Here is a 15,345-nt window from a genome sequence, read left to right as displayed (position 1 = left end):
CAACTAATGCTTGTACGGGCAGTTGACCCATTCTTGAGCAAACAACTCTCAAGCAAGTATCTATCTTCTTGCGAGCAAGGATATCTTTCAGGATGTAATCATCCTTCAAGAATATCTGATTATGTTACTAGCCGCCTTGCTGCTAAGTTGTTATTATGGAGATGGCTTCAGCTGTCCCCTGTTGCCGCTAAAGAGCTTGCGCTCTATGGTCTCCCAGCTCGTCCACCAAAGCTCTATCTGCATCAGGGGATTCTCAACGAGTTTCATGTTTCTGTTTCCCATTCCAAAGGCCTGGTTCTCGTTGGCATTGCTGATAGTCAACCATTTGGTATCGATATTGAACACATCTCTGGACATGATTGGACAGCCATCTTCGCCTTTATGCGATGGCCGCTGCCCATCCCGCCAGATCATTGGCAGATGGATCAATATTGTTGTTGTGTCTGGGCAATATACGAAGCTGGATTCAAGCTTTTTGGTGGAGCAGTTGTACAGGCCGATTTCCGCTTGCTTTCCATCGACACTCCTGCGGACTGCACCGTGATTAGCGGTTTTCCATATTCTTTTACTGCCTCCTTTTCAACGCTGACCTTCGCCGGAGAGGGACTTGTCTCTAGCGATTGGGTGATCGCTGTGGCTATGGAGCCTTTGCGTTCCACTGATGATTCATTGTTTGATGGAAACACGCATGCTGATGTTAGCTGCGCGACAGTTCACCCCATGAACTATCCATTTCCCCTAAACCCAAAAGATCCATGCCATCCGAATCTCTCATGCATTGAGTCGCATCCCATCCAGTGAGTGCATCATTGACGCCCAGCTCTTCGCATCAATGGCTAGATTGGCAGATTAGGTGGTTCTCAGGATGGAACACGTTTCTGCCGCGGACGTCGTAGCAGCAATCAGTGCCTGGTCGCTATGCCACTGATGGGGTGGTACGAACTTGACCGTGCTGTGGCGCCGCCCATCTTCGCGAGAAGCCTGCGGCCAGGCATTGCTGTGGTCAGCGTGCAGAACCTGCGGCTCCAGACGTCGATCACCAGGTAGAGAAACAGCCACACCCCGCACCGTGGTGGGCAGACAGGTGATGTCTCACGACCACACAGCAATGGGTCGATACGCTCGCAGGCGCGGCACGGGCCGTGGCTCCTATGGCTGTTGTGTACGGCCCCAACCATGGGCCTGACCATGCGCATGCGCGTGCAGAACCCAGTAACTGCTGGACTCAGAGCCGAAGACGAAGTCTTCTGCGGAGGAGTTGAGCAGGTCCTGATCAGCGCCAGTGTGGGCATGATTTGTCCTAGTGGCAGGGAGGCGTATTCGGGCTGATTGGAAGTGAGCAGGATCTGCCGGTGTTCCTCCTTGCTCAGGCGGTGAGCGTTATCGCCGGGGCTGCCTTTGCGGTGGTCCTGACCGTCCCCACCACCCAGGACGGCACGCCGCCAGAGCTTGACAGTGCGCAGGGTAATACGATCTCCCGGCAGTAGGCGCCGAGGTCGATGTCGTTGAGACCAGCGGTTTCGAGCACAACGTGAACTGTCGAAAGCGCCCTAGCCTTCTGCCCCCTTCTCGGAGGCGGGAACCATCTCCTCCTGACATCAGCACATTGCTGCGCGGAAGCCTGCAGCTAGACGGCCTCGCTGTAATGACACATTGATCTTGCCCCTCACTCCCGGGTGTGAGATTGTGGGGGGTGCCATCATTCCTGAAGTGGGGGCTTCAGTAATAGATGCGGGAGTATCCTAACGCGACTAGCTCTTTGATATCCAAGGTAAATGAGCCGCAGCTTCTCAGAAGTCTATAAAATAGACTTCTGATCTGTCAAGACGGGAAGAAAAGATGAGAGTTTGAGAATCATCCAAGTGATGGATTAGTGTTGGAACAAGATCACTATTGTGATGGGCTATGCTGCCACTATGGATGAATGTAGATCCTAAGTCTTCAGAGAAGTATAGTGATGAAGTAGTGTAATTGACTGAGTAGACATTGAAAGATGGCGCAGCTTCCTTTGGTGGCGTGGTTGAGATGCGGGAGGGTGAGGCCAGCACCAGGCCCAATGAAGGGTAAATCAGATTTGACGATTCAGGAGATATAGATAGTCTGTTGTCGATTGAGAAGATAGGGCGTCCAAGTACAAGACAGGGAGTGGGTGAGCCATTGAATATGAATAGCCGGGACTCAACGCCACAACTGAGTGTTCTGATAGAAGAGTCGTTTGCAACAACTGCAACAACGTCACTTTCAATCTCGACAGCATCCGTAACTGTGAGATTTGGATACATGGCCTTAACTGTTTTAATGGCAGTCAATAGTGCCGGTTTGGACGTAAGTTCAAATACTCCCTGCTGAAGGACGGCTTTGATAAGGAGAACATCACGTAGACTATGGTAGGGTACAAATAGGCTTGGATAGGTTGACTCATTTAGGACGTTGTCATGCAGCAACGGAGAGTCATGAAGCGTCGAATCGGTAGATCGTGGTTTGTGCGATTGGCAGATCTCAAATAGTCTGGCCCATTGGTCATGATCAAGATGCAGATCCGTCTTGGTTACGACGATCCCAGACTTAGGTTGGCAACTGATAACATACAGGATTTGAGCGGCAGATTCAGTACCATCAGCAAGAAAAAAGAGCTGACCATTTGAGGATGAACCTAAGTATAAGAAGTTATAGGGGAGAACAAAGTAGGAATCTGAATTTGAAGGTGTACAGTAGACGAGCTTGCGCGAAGAGTCTGACGAAAGGATAATCCAAAGTCCGACCCCATTGGGGGAATGATGGCCAGCCAGAATTTGGTACGTCTCATGACTTCCAATAGGAAGCGAAACGGAAAGTAGTTTTAACTGTTTAAGCGTATCCAAGCTGTGCCTCCATGTCCATAACCAGTTCAAGCATGGAGAAGTCCCATGACTTTAAGCGCGCAATTGTATCTTCATCCTCAAGCTTGTTCAAATAGTAGCTCGTAAAGGCAGGCTTACCATCTGACGCGAGAAACTCTCGAACAACCTCACGAGAATATTTCTTACGTTTCATTTGCCTAAATTCCGGATTAGTAATGAACTTAGGATCATTGCCACAAGGTGCCATGCGTGGGCCATAAAAGGCATAGGGTGATTCTTCAGGCTTGAGCATTGCATCAATACATGAGCTATCGCTTGAAACACCAAGCCAGCGACAGATCTGAGGAAGAACTACTCTTGGATCAGACAGAATTGCTTCACCACTAACTGTAAGGAAGTTTGACGGGGGAACAATGGAGCGAAACTTCAGGATGTTTCGATGCATTGCATACCACATTAATGCATAGTTCTCCTTGACCATTGGATGTCCTGCGGCAGGACTATGAATTGTGCGTCGAAATTCGAAGAACTCCTTCAAGGACTTTGAAGCTCCAACAACACTTCGTGTTAAGTGAATGAATCTGGCATTTGGATAAAACTTGAATAACCTCACCATGCGATCAATTGTCTTGGTATTCGGCGGAGACTTTTCGATGCAAGCCTTAGGATAAAATGGTTGGCAGAGATACTCAAATAGTTCCTTGCTAGTCATTGACTGATTGTTAACCAGCCACATCCAAGCGCGGCTGCAGGCAGCACTATCTTGCTTGCCTTCATGAACTTGAGCGATTGCTCTCAAAAGTCCACTCGGTGCAAATCTTGCATACTTAATATTTGATTTATTGGATAGTAGATGCCCGATGTCATCTCGATAAAGCAGGTGTAGCTCGGGGAAGCAATAGAGTTCTGGATGCTGCCCGAGAATAGATGAAACGACTGAAGAGAAAGACCGAGGAGGACTCAGCAAGAAAATAGGTTCAACCATGACCATTTACACTGCTAAAAAGATTGCGTCGAATCACATTGTAGCGATGCTGCATCCTATCTTTTAGGTTCTGGAGATCCTCTACTAGGTCATCAGAAAGGACCAATTCTGTTGATGCACAGTCCTGTGAGGATTCACTGGGTTCAAATAGAAAGCTGAACAATGCCTTGTGAGCATTTTCAGATTCCATTTCGGTAAACGGTTCTGTTACGAGTTCAGAGCTTGCTGGCTGCGGCGCGACGTCGTGTTCACCGTCATCGCCTTCCGATACATCAATGATAGGTTCTACCGCGTCCTTGTGCGTGAGTGAAACAATCTGAGTAAATGTATTGTATTCGAGACTGTTTTCACGGCCTGCAACCGTGCTATCAAGATTTACAAGCTCCATGAGGGTCTCCAGTTGGGAAGTGACCTCGTCGCCATCCAAGTCGTGCAAAAGGGTTAGTTCTTGATTAACGTTGGAATCGCGTTGGATAGACGACATAGAGGAGGCTGAACTGGTTGGAATCAGATCAATCATAACGAAGAAGCCGGTAAGGAGTCAACACGAGAGAGCTCAAGCCTGGAACTTACTGAACTCAGATGCGCCTGATAATGCCTAATAACGCCTGTGAGGTAGAGGCTGTTGAGGTCATCTCTCATTTCCGTATCTAATGTAAGACAATCATGGGACTTTAACGGGGGGAGGGGCCTTGTGTCAATTACAACCTGGCTAAGCAGGATGTCCTCTAGTGAGGTCGAAGAAGTAAGCACATCAATTCTCTTCAAACCCAACATCGTCGCATGATGCAAGCACATCCTTGCATGCCTGTCTTCAGCATGAAGAAACATTCGGAGTCGACTGCTAGGAGTGGTTACCTTCATCCCCGTCCATTCAGATGGAAACTGCTGATAGGAATCAGCGGGCCCGGCGATTAGCAGAACACCGCAGAGTTCGAAGTCAATAGCCATCACTGCTGCATGACCGGCTCCCTGGCTATGACCAACGACCAGTGTTTGAAGAAGGATGTCCCGTTCGGTTAGATGGAAGCCGTGGTGCTGCCTTACTTGAGTAAGAAACGTTCCCATGATCGACTCTTCATAGGCGATGCCAAGCTTTGAGTTCGGCTGGGAAGCGCTGCCATAGATGAACTCACGGCGTACCTGAAGAAGCGAGTCAGAATCAAAAAACTCGGAATTCAGCTTGGCTACGGTGGAAGATAATGGATAGTCAACAAAGTAGTAGTCGCCACTATCAGCTAAGCACGTACTCAACCAGAGGTAGTCTGAGCTGCGGCGAAAGCTACCTGGCAGGAAAAGGAGGAACATGAAGCTGATGTTGAATGGCTTAGGACTTTTCAGGGCCTTCTGGATCCTAGTATGGGATACTGGCAGGTTATGATCAAGATCTTGAACATCAGACAAGCGTTCTAGCTTCAAGGGATACACATCCAATCATTCTAAAATTGCTTGGACTTCCCAAGAGCACATTGATGTAGTTCAAGAGTGTATACAGTGCCAAGCATTCATTGATTGAGTTCCAACTCTGAGCTGATTGTTTTCAGAAACCCTGCACCCATTCCCCAGTCGAGTTGGCAACCAATCAGGAAAGCTTGTGTACCGAACATCTGTGTTTGAAGGAGAAGAGGACCGCGCGAAAGCGGATCATCAACTCATAGCAGTCTCAGTACATTACTGACCCCCATCAGTTCCCCATGTGCTGCCGGATACTCTTTTCGATAGCATTTGACCTAAACCCGTGGACCTTGTAAGTCATACCAAAGAGTCCAGGATGTTTGAGATAGACCTCTTGGTGTTTTCCATCGGTTAACGATGTTGCAAAGTTTTAGATAGTTGCTTAATCAACGTCCCTGATGGTGGCGCCTTGCTTGATCAGATGCAGCTGTTAATGCGTAACGTTTTGCCCACGACACAGAAGTTTAGAAGTGATCCATCAGCATCAAGAATAGGTCGCCTACGTTTGGCTTGTCTCTAGTCAGGTCAATACTATTCCCAAGCTGTAACATGATGCTGAAAACTTGTGATGTTAAATTATGCTATATCGTGTCGGGATCTCGAGGAAAGCCTCTTTAGTCCTTTGTACACTCAAAATCATATCATGCAGTGATTGTCGTCGTACAGATGCATCGGAAACTCCGGTGTGTGCATATGTGCCTTGCATTTGGATTGGCTAGATTCTATGGCCAAGGCTCTATCGCAGGTGGATGAATATGGCATTACGTTCGCAACAATGCACGCGATTCGTCAGCCTATGCATGCACATCGTTGCTGCTAACCATTTGAGCCAGGTGTATGGAACTGCGAATCACGTCACTGCTGTAGCCTGATAGGTGAGGGCGCGCTCATGTGCAGTTGACCTCAGCATGAAAATCATGCTACTGTGCAATTGCTCATGGTTCTTATTATGGCTCTTGTGCTTCCCGGTCACTTGAAGTCCACCTTCAAGCAAGTTCGCACTTTGATCCTCAAAGAAAAGAACTTCCCTGAAGCCAGGCGAATCCTGGCCGGCGTACCTGATGGTGAGCTCTATTCGCCTTACCACGTTGCCATGGCCGCAATTGCACGGTCAGAAAGTGATACAGCCGTAGCAATGGCTCACCTTGAGAAGGCTCTTTCACTTGCACCTGATGATATTCGGTTGATTTCTCGTATTGGCAAGCTTAGACTTCAAGAAGGCAATACAACTCTTGCTCAAGATTATGCGAACAGAGCTCTTCAGCAGAAGTCTTCCAAAAAGTCGGACGTGACTGCATTAGCATCTTTTCTCCAGCAGCTTGGCGATTACACTAATGCTGCCAGTATCTTGCGTCATGCAGTTCTTGAGAATCCAAACGATACCAAGCTTCGTAGAATGCTTGCCTTGGCTCAGCTCCAACTAGGACAACTCGATGACTGTGAGCGTAATCTTAACAACTGCTTGAGGCTTGATCCAAAGAACCATTACTCACAGATTTTGTTGGGAGAAATCCTCATTGCTCAAGGCAATAAAGTACGTGGTCTCGCGGTTCTTCGTACGGCAGATAATGATGAATGCCCATCGAAGCTGAAGGAGCGCCTCTCTATTGATGCGGCAGAATGCTACATTGATCTTGCCGAGTATAGTGCGGCTAAGGATGAGCTTACAAGGGTACAGAATAGCAACAGTCCCCGATTCAATTACTGTTGGGGCAAGGTTCAGTACCAAGAGGGAGATTATGAATTCGCCCTTACTAGTTTGATGGCAGCATCAAAGTCAGTTGCTCATGAGGATGCTCCTTCAGTACCGCCTATTGATCCATCAGGTCTGACAGTAGAAGATCAGAAGACTCGTTGTCAGCAACTGATTCAAGATCTGTCAACTAAGCTTGAAAAACTTAGGGTTTCAGGTATCCAAGCAGATGATAACAGCTTTAATCAAGCTACTGCACTCGATTCAATCGATGAGGACTTCTAGATCCTCCATTCATACCTCCCGCTCTTCCCACTCCTATGATCGTTGTTGATAATAACTGTTATCGTGTTAATCCCTCGATACGAACTTCTCCATTGGTTGAGGGACAGTATCGCTTGTATTTCGGGGACCGAACAACTTCGCTAAAGTTATCTGCCTCTGAGTGGGAAGCTATTTCTGATCTTAATTCAAGAGATGGTTTGTTTGATGATCTATTCAAAATATGTTCAGAGTTCTTTGGATCAAGTCGTGCTGGAATTAGTAGAAATGACTATCTCAACTGGTTGTGCACACACGGAATTTTGCTTTCCGTTGAGTCTCCAACCACTTCAGCTCAAGTCCCTACGAGTGTTCTGCAGTCCAACGACCTTAACGGCCATTCCAATCAGCTAAATGGGTCAGCTAATGATGTCCATCATAAAGCATCCCAAATCGAGGATCGAAAGATCTTGCTCTTTAGCTTTGGCTGGATTACGTCTCGTGGGCTGTTAAGGCCTCCGCGGGTTTTGATCCGGCTTCAAGCATGGATCTTTCCCTTAGTGGCTCTTCTCTTTATAGGAACAATCCATAGTTTTTATTTTGGGGTCAAGCCTTTGGGGGTATTGATCGCAGAGAAATCAGATCCCTTGACGGGGCTATCACGTCTGTTTATCATGTTAGTTGTGATTAACATGATAAGTGTTATGGCGTCGATTCTTTCGACATATTCAATGAATATTGATGATCAAAAGTTGTATCTCAGGCTTAAGTGGGGATTCTTGCCCAGGCTCGCCAAGGAGCAAAGCACTAAAGCTATCAAGCAGAAAGCAACAAAGCTTGAAGAACTCATTTTATTAGCCCTACCACTTCTAGTTAGGTCATATCTTGTTATTCTTTCTATCCTTTTTCTGTATGTCTATACGCCAATACCTGACTCCTCGCCTTTTTCTCGTCTAAATATTCTCGTTGCAATCATTCAAGGTTCGCTTGCTAGCATGATAATCTTATTGATTCCAGTACGTAATACTCCTGGTAGAAGACTCTTGGAATTCTTTGGACTCATGCCAAAGAATTACCTAAAGATCTCAGTGAAACGATCGATAACGATACTTGCTCATCTTGTACACGGACGATTTAAGAGTATTTCCATCAGTCGTTCAGACTTGAAGAGTATTCTTTTTCTTTTTACGCTTTTATTGGCTTTCGTGCTGAAGCTTTGCATCCTATACTTTATTTTAATTCCAAACATCGCTGCCGAAATCCCATCTTTTGCAGGCCACTGGACATCCCTGATCGTTAGGGTTGCTCTAACAATTCTTCTAATTCGCTTTCTTTATCTTACAGTTATTACCAAGTTAATCAACAAGAGGGTGGAGGTAAGGCCGGAGAGATCCACTAGTCGTGCAGACAATGCTCCAGCATTGCTGCCAAGTTCCAGTGGGCACAAAGCTACAGAATCTATTGTTGTTTCCAGTTCAACTCTTTCTTCCGTTTCAGTTCACAATAGAATTACCAATACTTTTAAAAGTAGGTATTTCCTTCCGTTCATTTTGGTTGTTATATTCCTGTTCCCATTCAGTGCATCAGTTACCGGATCTGCTAACGTAACTGAAGGTGAAGCTCTTGATATTCGTGCAACTGAGGCAGCGACAGTCAGGTCTATCTTCCAAGTTGGCCCATCTTCTGCCATTTTGGACAAGGGATCTAAGATTCTAGAACTCTTTTCTCCAACCCTCAGCACACAGCGCAGCCAACAGCTTCAGCTTATCTCAAAGCTTGAATCCGATATACGTACTAAGAAATCTCTTATACGCTCCATTAAAACAGGAAGTATCAAGCTTGAAGGTGATAATCGTAACGAAGAGCTCTTAAGTGCAAGAGCTATGGTCCAAAAGTCCCAATCTAGGATTCGTGCTCTTGAGAATCAGTTCAGAATCCAGGATGATCAAATAGGAAAGCTTCGATCATTGACGAAGTCTGGTGCGATAAGTGAGTTTCAGCTTCAAAACCTTCTATCTACCCAAGCCGCTTTAACAGGGGAACTTGAGGGTGCAAGGAGTGAGCTAAAGTCAGCGAATGCAGATGTTATCGTTGCTCGACGCAAGCAGAAGATTGATCAAGACATAAATTCTGAGGAACAGCTCTCGAAGGCAATGGACGAATTGAGTGCTGCCGAGAGTAGCCTGAAAGTCGGTAAAATTGCCTTGGAAGCTATTGACACCCGATTGGCAAAGCTAGTGGTCACAATGCCGTTTGATGGCGTAATTAGTTCTAACACCAGGGCACTACTTGGTAGAACTGTAACTACTGGTGAAACGATCGTGACAGTAAAGGCCCAGCCATTGACTCAGACTATAGTATTGATTCCTGAGTATGACCGTGCACGAGTACGAACTAAACTTCCATGCATACTAAGATTATATTCCGTGTCCAATGAAGAGTTCAAGGGGAGTGTGTCATCGATCAGTCCTACTACAGTTGAAATTGATGGTCTTCAATATGTCGAACTTCAAATTCAGCTTGAGGAAAGCCTACCTACCAACTTCATTGGTTCAAAAGGGTATGCCAAGATTGACGTAGGCTTTACTTGCATTCTTTTTAACATCTTGGCCCCAGTAACCCGATTTGTCAATGTAGACCTTTGGTCCCTTCTTCCTTAGAGTCAATGTCACCCATCGTCAACGTGGTGAAAGATGCATCTCATTCCATTGCTGCATCCTCGGACTATCAGCGATTAACTTTTGTAATCAGTGCCCCTAGAGGTGGTGCTCTAACCTTCTGCAGGAACACTGAAAGACTGGGGCACATTGGTCTTCCTCATACGCATCTTCCACTAAGGGGAAAGCCTCAACTGTTAAAGTCCCTTCAGTCTCCACTTGATCTTTATAGTATTGATGATGGTCTACTTCGGGCCCTGTCATGTGTTGTATATGGTGGGTTGGAACCTTATCAGCTTGAAGCGGCGTACCACGACATTGGTACTATGTATGCTAGGGAAACATTCTCCGACACCTACGGACGTTTTCTTGCTAAGACCACAAGTCGCATTTTCGATCCTTCATTCAGTTTGTCTTTGTACCCTGATGAAGTGTTAAAGCTTCAGGATAGTTTCCCGAGTTCACAGTTTATCTATATCTTCAGGGATCCATTCTTCTATGCTTCTTCCATCCTGAGTACTATTCATGGTTTAGACTCACTTCTAGTTTGGTGGTCAATCGCTAGACAGTCAGATCCTGACATTGCTATGGATCCACTTGTGATGTGGTGTTGCATCAATGAGAAGCTACTCGAATGCAAGGCTCAACTTAGCAAGGAAACCATTGTCAGTGTCCTGAATCACCCTGAATCCGTTGGTCGTTATTCTTTCGAGCGTTTGTTGCATTTCATGCGATCTGACTACTCATCGCTTGTGCCCACACTTGCAGGACCATCATCTTCTAGGTTCTATAAAGATCATGCTAAATGGAGGTTGTCAATGAGTCGAACTCTTTCGAGCCTGCTTCCAGTTAGTTCTCTTGACTATAGTTCGCCAATTCGGGGAAGGTCGTCGTGGTGGTTGGATATCACCTTGGGGGGCGATCCTTCTGCTAGTATCTCACACTGTTCTAACCCAGGTAGCCTTGTTCCAGAGTATTGGGAGCAACTAGTGGAGAATAGTGAGCTCATAGATCGTTGTGATCACTTGTGTCATGCTTTATCTTTTGCTCCTATCTCCTCCCGGTTAGCTACACACTGATACACGTAACTACTGGCTGCCTCTTTCCTGTTGCCAGCGTCCATGCCACGCCTGCACTGCTTCCATTCAAACGGCCATCGTAAAGGTACCTGGTTTGGTGTGTATGTCCTACGGCAGCGCGCGATCCACACCACTCCCGATAGCAAGGAAGCAACCCGTTGAGTGTGACCACTGGCGTGGAACACTGTAGTTCGCCAGCAACGAGACTGAATTGGCTGTCGCTCTTCTTCGAGGAAGCGATGGGTCAGATGGCGTTAGCGCCCTCTTCGGTGATCAAGATCATCACAAGTCCTGATTCTTGAGTGAGGTGCTGAGCAGCGCTGCCCCTTCAGCCAATGCCTTCTGCTTCCACCTGAGATCCTGCTACGCCCTGTCTTGAGCCGCTGGATTTCCTACTGGTTCCTAGGCGCGGAGCCCAGTGGAGTACGTTTACCCACAAGCTTTGCGGGTGCACCCCAGCGGTTTCCAGCACCACCTTGAGCTTGTCAGTGCTTGCGCAGCCTTCAAGCACCTATTTGGATGCCATGGCCACCTCTCCTTGCAGGTGTCAGGCCTTCCTCCGCTTTGACGAAGCTGCCCACGTGAATGCCCAGTTCTCCGTTGATCTTGGCCACGTACTGGAGATGTGCTAGCTCATCAGCCTCCTCACCGAAGCCTGTTGCTACGCACAAGCCTGCTGCGAGACGTCCTCGCTGTAGCGACTGAAGCTCTGCTCCATCAAGCCCCTGGTGGACAAAGTGGTCGGGATGGAGCGGCGTGAAAGTCCCTGGACGTTAGCCCATCACCACCCCCAGGAATTTTGAGATGTGTTGTTGCTGCAACTCTTCTAGAGGGAATACCTAACGTAGCTCATGCGTGAAGAGAGGTGGAATCCTTCCCATCACAATGACACATTGTCAGTGAACCTCATCAATCGCTGATGCTGCATCAGCATCAAGTGCTTTGCTCAATAGAATGGTGAGATCTCTCCCAATCCGGCTCTTGGGATCTGCAATTTCACGTGATATATCTGTGTGTCCAAATGGGTATGACTTTACCGTAGCTTCCATCTTCAGCCTTTGCCTAATAAGGGAGGCCAGAATCAGTGAACTCTCACGGCTAAAACGCTTCATCGTCGTGGCCAAATACGCCCATCCACCATTGATTCTTGTCAAGTCAACCGGCACACTCGCTATGTTATCCACGGGTGAATAGGTTCTGATCAGATTGTCAAGGTCATTTCTGTCGTTCGTTCGATAGCCAACCAAGCGTTCAATCTCCTGCTTTACATTTGGCCTCGCAGCACTATAGCGCTTTGACAAGTCATAAGCTGCTGAGTCTATAAGGATAAAGGATGAGTGTTGATTGAGAAAAAGCCCCTTGGATAGGCCTAGTGCAATCAAATAGGAGCCAGCTGAATGCCCAAAGTAGATAATAGGCGCATTCTCATTGACCGGACATAGGAGCTGTAGCTCAGTCTTCACCCATTGGTCCAACGATTTCAGAGCAAGCAACTGCTCATCAATGACAGAGTCCGTACATTGTGCAACTAAGGGGTAGTTACAGGAAAGGAAGTTAAAACCCAAGCTATTGAAGAATAGATCCTTTCCCCCAATATGACGCTTCGATCCTTTTCTAAGGCCTCCCCCATGCAGAAAGATAACAGTGCCCTTGGCAGGGCTTGATACAAGTTGATACGCATCAAGCGTTACCCTTGCATCATGAACTGTGCTTAGCATCGGAGCATAGCATATGTCGCTATGTGACCGAACTGACACGTCAGAAAGGCGTTTTATATCTGAACTCGAACTAGGGCTAGCCAAGAGTAGTTCTTTAATGCGGACCAAGCATTTCCAAGGTCTTAATCTCATGCAGTTACTTCGCCTGTAGGGATGTCATTTGGGCCAGATCAAGTCACAGATGATAACCAAGCTACCCTACCCCTGCCTAGGCGGCTTCATGGGCAGAATCCAAGGTGTCTACGTGATCATTCCGATGGCTGAACTGGGCTGCGCCCGAATCGTGATCCTAGCTTCAATCCGTCTCAGTCTACACACATCCGAGTACTATGACGGCCGATGCGTCGATGCCAATGAATGCTCAAGAAGCGCTCACTCTGCTATCGCTCAAGTCCAGTTCAGACCTCAGACTTCCGAAGTGCGGAGGTGGAGGTGCCACGCAGACTCTCACCGGTCATGCTGCTAAGCCCAACTAAAAGGTTGGCGTTACTGCCAATCTTCAAATCATACTACAAGTAGTTGCATATTCTTCTGAACCCGAGCACGTACATTGCCAGTTATCTGACCGCATGAACCACCTTGTGGGGGGGGGGGGGCATCTATTGGTAGTCTCCAACTCAGACCTTCCCAATGAACCATGCAACTAGCTCCCTCTGCACAGTAACCCCATTTCTATTCGGCTGAATTGTCAAACTAAGCCTCACTGTCTGATTGCCTCGAGTGAATGCAGCCACTTGTTGCAGTGCATTCGGTCAGTTTGCCGTGTGAGCTGAAAAGTGCAGTAGGATCACAGTTGAAGTTTGACTACTCTGCATGGAGACGCACGAAGGGGCTGAGGACCAATCATTCCATATTGAAATGGTTCGGCAACTCAACCTTTTGCCCAATAAGTTCCATCAGATATCTGATGAAGATATTGACCATCTAAATGAAATCTCCATTAAAGAAGCGGAGAGGCAGTTGTCTCTTACGTCGGCGGCCATGAAGCTGTTTTCAAATTTTGAGAAGCTGCTTCCAAATGGACCTATTGCAGCGAAGAAACTCGGCGGTTTTGCTAGCACACCGAATGCTCAGTCGAAGTAGCTTTTGGCGTCATTCATTCCAGGCGACTACGTCTTCTTCTGCTTCAGTATTGTAGGCCACTTGCTGATTGACGTGACTCTACATGACCAATGACTCTTTCCCAGATATTCAGCTCATTTCTAGTAACTCTACACGCCTATAGTGCAATGATCTGACAGCCACCCTTTGGATTATGCTCGTATTGACCTGGATCTGTATCTGATGTTCTTGTTAGAACCTTCGGGCCAAAAGGATTTGCGGTGCATACATATGTTTGTCCATTCCATTTTACTATGTTCCTGATTCCAAAATTGTACACATTGTTGAATCCATTGTGAGTTATGCAGTTCCAGTCCACTCCATCTTCAGAAGACCAGAGCTCTGCCCCTCCGTATGAAGAAAGAAACACCTGCATAGATTCCCAATCAAGAAGTCTACCAAATCTTGTCTTGCGTTCTTCCCTTATTGCCCATAAGCCAAATACCGACCAATCCATGGTACCCAGCAGTAGTCGACCATCTATGCTCACGATCTTCCAGATGTAGGCGTTAAAATAGTTGCCGAAGCCTGGCCCTCTTCCACTGAGTGGCAACAAGCCATCACGTGGGTTGGCACAAACTAGTTCTAGCTCATCGTTGGGAGCAAGTCGCAATACTTCTGCTGCAGCTGGCCCGACATTGTTGGTTCGATCATGCCCACCATTTTGAATTCCTGTTCCAATGTATAAGTAGTCGCGATGACTGCATAATGAGATTATCCCCTGATTCAACGCTCCTCTTCCACCACCATCCTTAACCACTAACTCCCAAACGAATTCATATTTACCTGAACGCTTGCCCCTCCATAGTTGAAACCCATTGATTCCTCCTGTTCCAGCGTAGAGTAATCCCTGATGGATGCAGAGTTCGTATACCACGACAACTTCTGGAAAGGTACCTAGACCCTTGCCGTTGATTGAATGCCATTGTCCACAAGTTGGATCATCTGTAGCGAAGATCGTAGTGATCCCAGCCCCGTTCACATTACCGTTGGATGCCCCTGTAATGGTTGTGACCAAGAGCTCTTCATACTGAAGCAGTGACCTAATCGATGTGAGCGTGATCTCGTTTGAAGAAAACTCTGATATGATGCTAGGTTTTGGCAGTCTTGAAAAGCTCTCTCCGTCATAGCTCACCATGAGATCAGGACCATCCCCTCTCGACCGGGATGTGGATGCGACATACAGAGCTATATCTCTAGATCCATCTCTATAGGTGCACATACTACGATACCCGTAGTGGCGTCTGAATGCGATTCCATTTTCAAGTTGATACCAATCAGCTTGATGGACACGTTTCGGGGTCGATGAATTCGGGCTAAAGCGCCAAATCTCTGCTGCAGAAACATCGTCTTCAAATGCCTGCTCGTAATTCTTGTATTCAATTGGAACCGGCCACATATCTATGTGGACATTTGGCATCCCAAAACGAAGAAAGACAAGATTGGCACGTCCTGTGCCAATATACATTGAACCCTTGAAGACCGCCGCCGAATACGCATAGGCATTGTATTGATCCCCAAAGCCATTGGCGCATACAGGAACTGGATTGATTCGA

Annotated in this window: 9 protein-coding genes; 4 read left to right on the top strand and 5 right to left on the bottom strand. The window is 47.1% G+C overall.

Features of this window, described 5'->3' with window-relative positions; all coding sequences use genetic code 11:
* The first annotated feature begins 33 nt into the window (after positions 1-33).
* Positions 34-801, top strand: a complete 768-nt coding sequence (locus KQ303_RS05880; RefSeq protein ID WP_259729539.1) for a 4'-phosphopantetheinyl transferase superfamily protein — start codon at positions 34-36, stop codon at positions 799-801.
* A gap of 2,046 nt (positions 802-2,847) precedes the next feature.
* Here the strand turns inward: KQ303_RS05880 and KQ303_RS05875 are convergent.
* The 3 genes from KQ303_RS05875 to KQ303_RS05865 are packed head-to-tail and all read right to left on the bottom strand — an operon-like array spanning position 2,848 to position 5,229.
* Complete coding sequence (locus tag KQ303_RS05875; RefSeq protein WP_259729538.1) at positions 2,848-3,807, bottom strand: sulfotransferase; 960 nt, start codon at positions 3,805-3,807, stop codon at positions 2,848-2,850.
* Between the two features lie 10 nt (positions 3,808-3,817).
* Positions 3,818-4,345: a hypothetical protein gene (locus KQ303_RS05870; protein WP_259729537.1), complete on the bottom strand. Its 528-nt coding sequence runs from the start codon at positions 4,343-4,345 to the stop codon at positions 3,818-3,820.
* On the bottom strand, positions 4,342-5,229 hold the full coding sequence (locus KQ303_RS05865; protein ID WP_259729536.1) for a hypothetical protein: 888 nt from the start codon (positions 5,227-5,229) through the stop codon (positions 4,342-4,344). The genes KQ303_RS05870 and KQ303_RS05865 overlap by 4 nt, the downstream gene beginning before the upstream one ends.
* A gap of 1,024 nt (positions 5,230-6,253) precedes the next feature.
* On the opposite strand from KQ303_RS05865, the gene KQ303_RS05860 reads away from it, so the two are divergent.
* Positions 6,254-7,258, top strand: coding sequence for a lipopolysaccharide assembly protein LapB (locus tag KQ303_RS05860; protein WP_259729535.1), 1,005 nt, complete (start codon positions 6,254-6,256; stop codon positions 7,256-7,258).
* A gap of 35 nt (positions 7,259-7,293) precedes the next feature.
* Positions 7,294-9,894 carry an HlyD family secretion protein gene (locus KQ303_RS05855; protein ID WP_259729534.1) on the top strand — a complete coding sequence of 867 codons (2,601 nt, stop codon included), beginning with the start codon at positions 7,294-7,296 and terminating at the stop codon, positions 9,892-9,894.
* 1,972 nt (positions 9,895-11,866) lie between these two features.
* Here the strand turns inward: KQ303_RS05855 and KQ303_RS05850 are convergent.
* Positions 11,867-12,688 carry a hypothetical protein gene (locus tag KQ303_RS05850; protein ID WP_259729533.1) on the bottom strand — a complete coding sequence of 274 codons (822 nt, stop codon included), beginning with the start codon at positions 12,686-12,688 and terminating at the stop codon, positions 11,867-11,869.
* A gap of 813 nt (positions 12,689-13,501) precedes the next feature.
* On the opposite strand from KQ303_RS05850, the gene KQ303_RS05845 reads away from it, so the two are divergent.
* Positions 13,502-13,771 carry a hypothetical protein gene (locus KQ303_RS05845; RefSeq protein ID WP_259729532.1) on the top strand — a complete coding sequence of 90 codons (270 nt, stop codon included), beginning with the start codon at positions 13,502-13,504 and terminating at the stop codon, positions 13,769-13,771.
* Positions 13,772-13,907: 136 nt separating this feature from the next.
* Here KQ303_RS05845 and KQ303_RS05840 read toward each other — a convergent pair whose 3' ends face one another.
* Entirely contained in the window at positions 13,908-15,209 is a 1,302-nt protein-coding gene (locus KQ303_RS05840; protein WP_259729531.1) for a hypothetical protein, read from the bottom strand.
* Positions 15,210-15,345: the final 136 nt, after the last annotated feature.

It is taken from the genome of Synechococcus sp. CS-1333, from assembly GCF_025128015.1.
Lineage (GTDB): Bacteria > Cyanobacteriota > Cyanobacteriia > PCC-6307 > Cyanobiaceae > MW101C3.
This window is presented reverse-complemented; position numbering and strand designations above follow the sequence as displayed.

Bases quoted from the DNA above. Each gene is read 5' to 3' on its own strand.
- KQ303_RS05840 (WP_259729531.1), bottom strand. From the start codon at position 15,209: ATGCCAAATGTCCACATAGATATGTGGCCGGTTCCAATTGAATACAAG.
- KQ303_RS05850 (WP_259729533.1), bottom strand. From the start codon at position 12,688: ATGCTAAGCACAGTTCATGATGCAAGGGTAACGCTTGATGCGTATCAA.
- KQ303_RS05870 (WP_259729537.1), bottom strand. From the start codon at position 4,345: ATGATTGATCTGATTCCAACCAGTTCAGCCTCCTCTATGTCGTCTATC.
- KQ303_RS05845 (WP_259729532.1), top strand. From the start codon at position 13,502: ATGGAGACGCACGAAGGGGCTGAGGACCAATCATTCCATATTGAAATG.
- KQ303_RS05855 (WP_259729534.1), top strand. From the start codon at position 7,294: ATGATCGTTGTTGATAATAACTGTTATCGTGTTAATCCCTCGATACGA.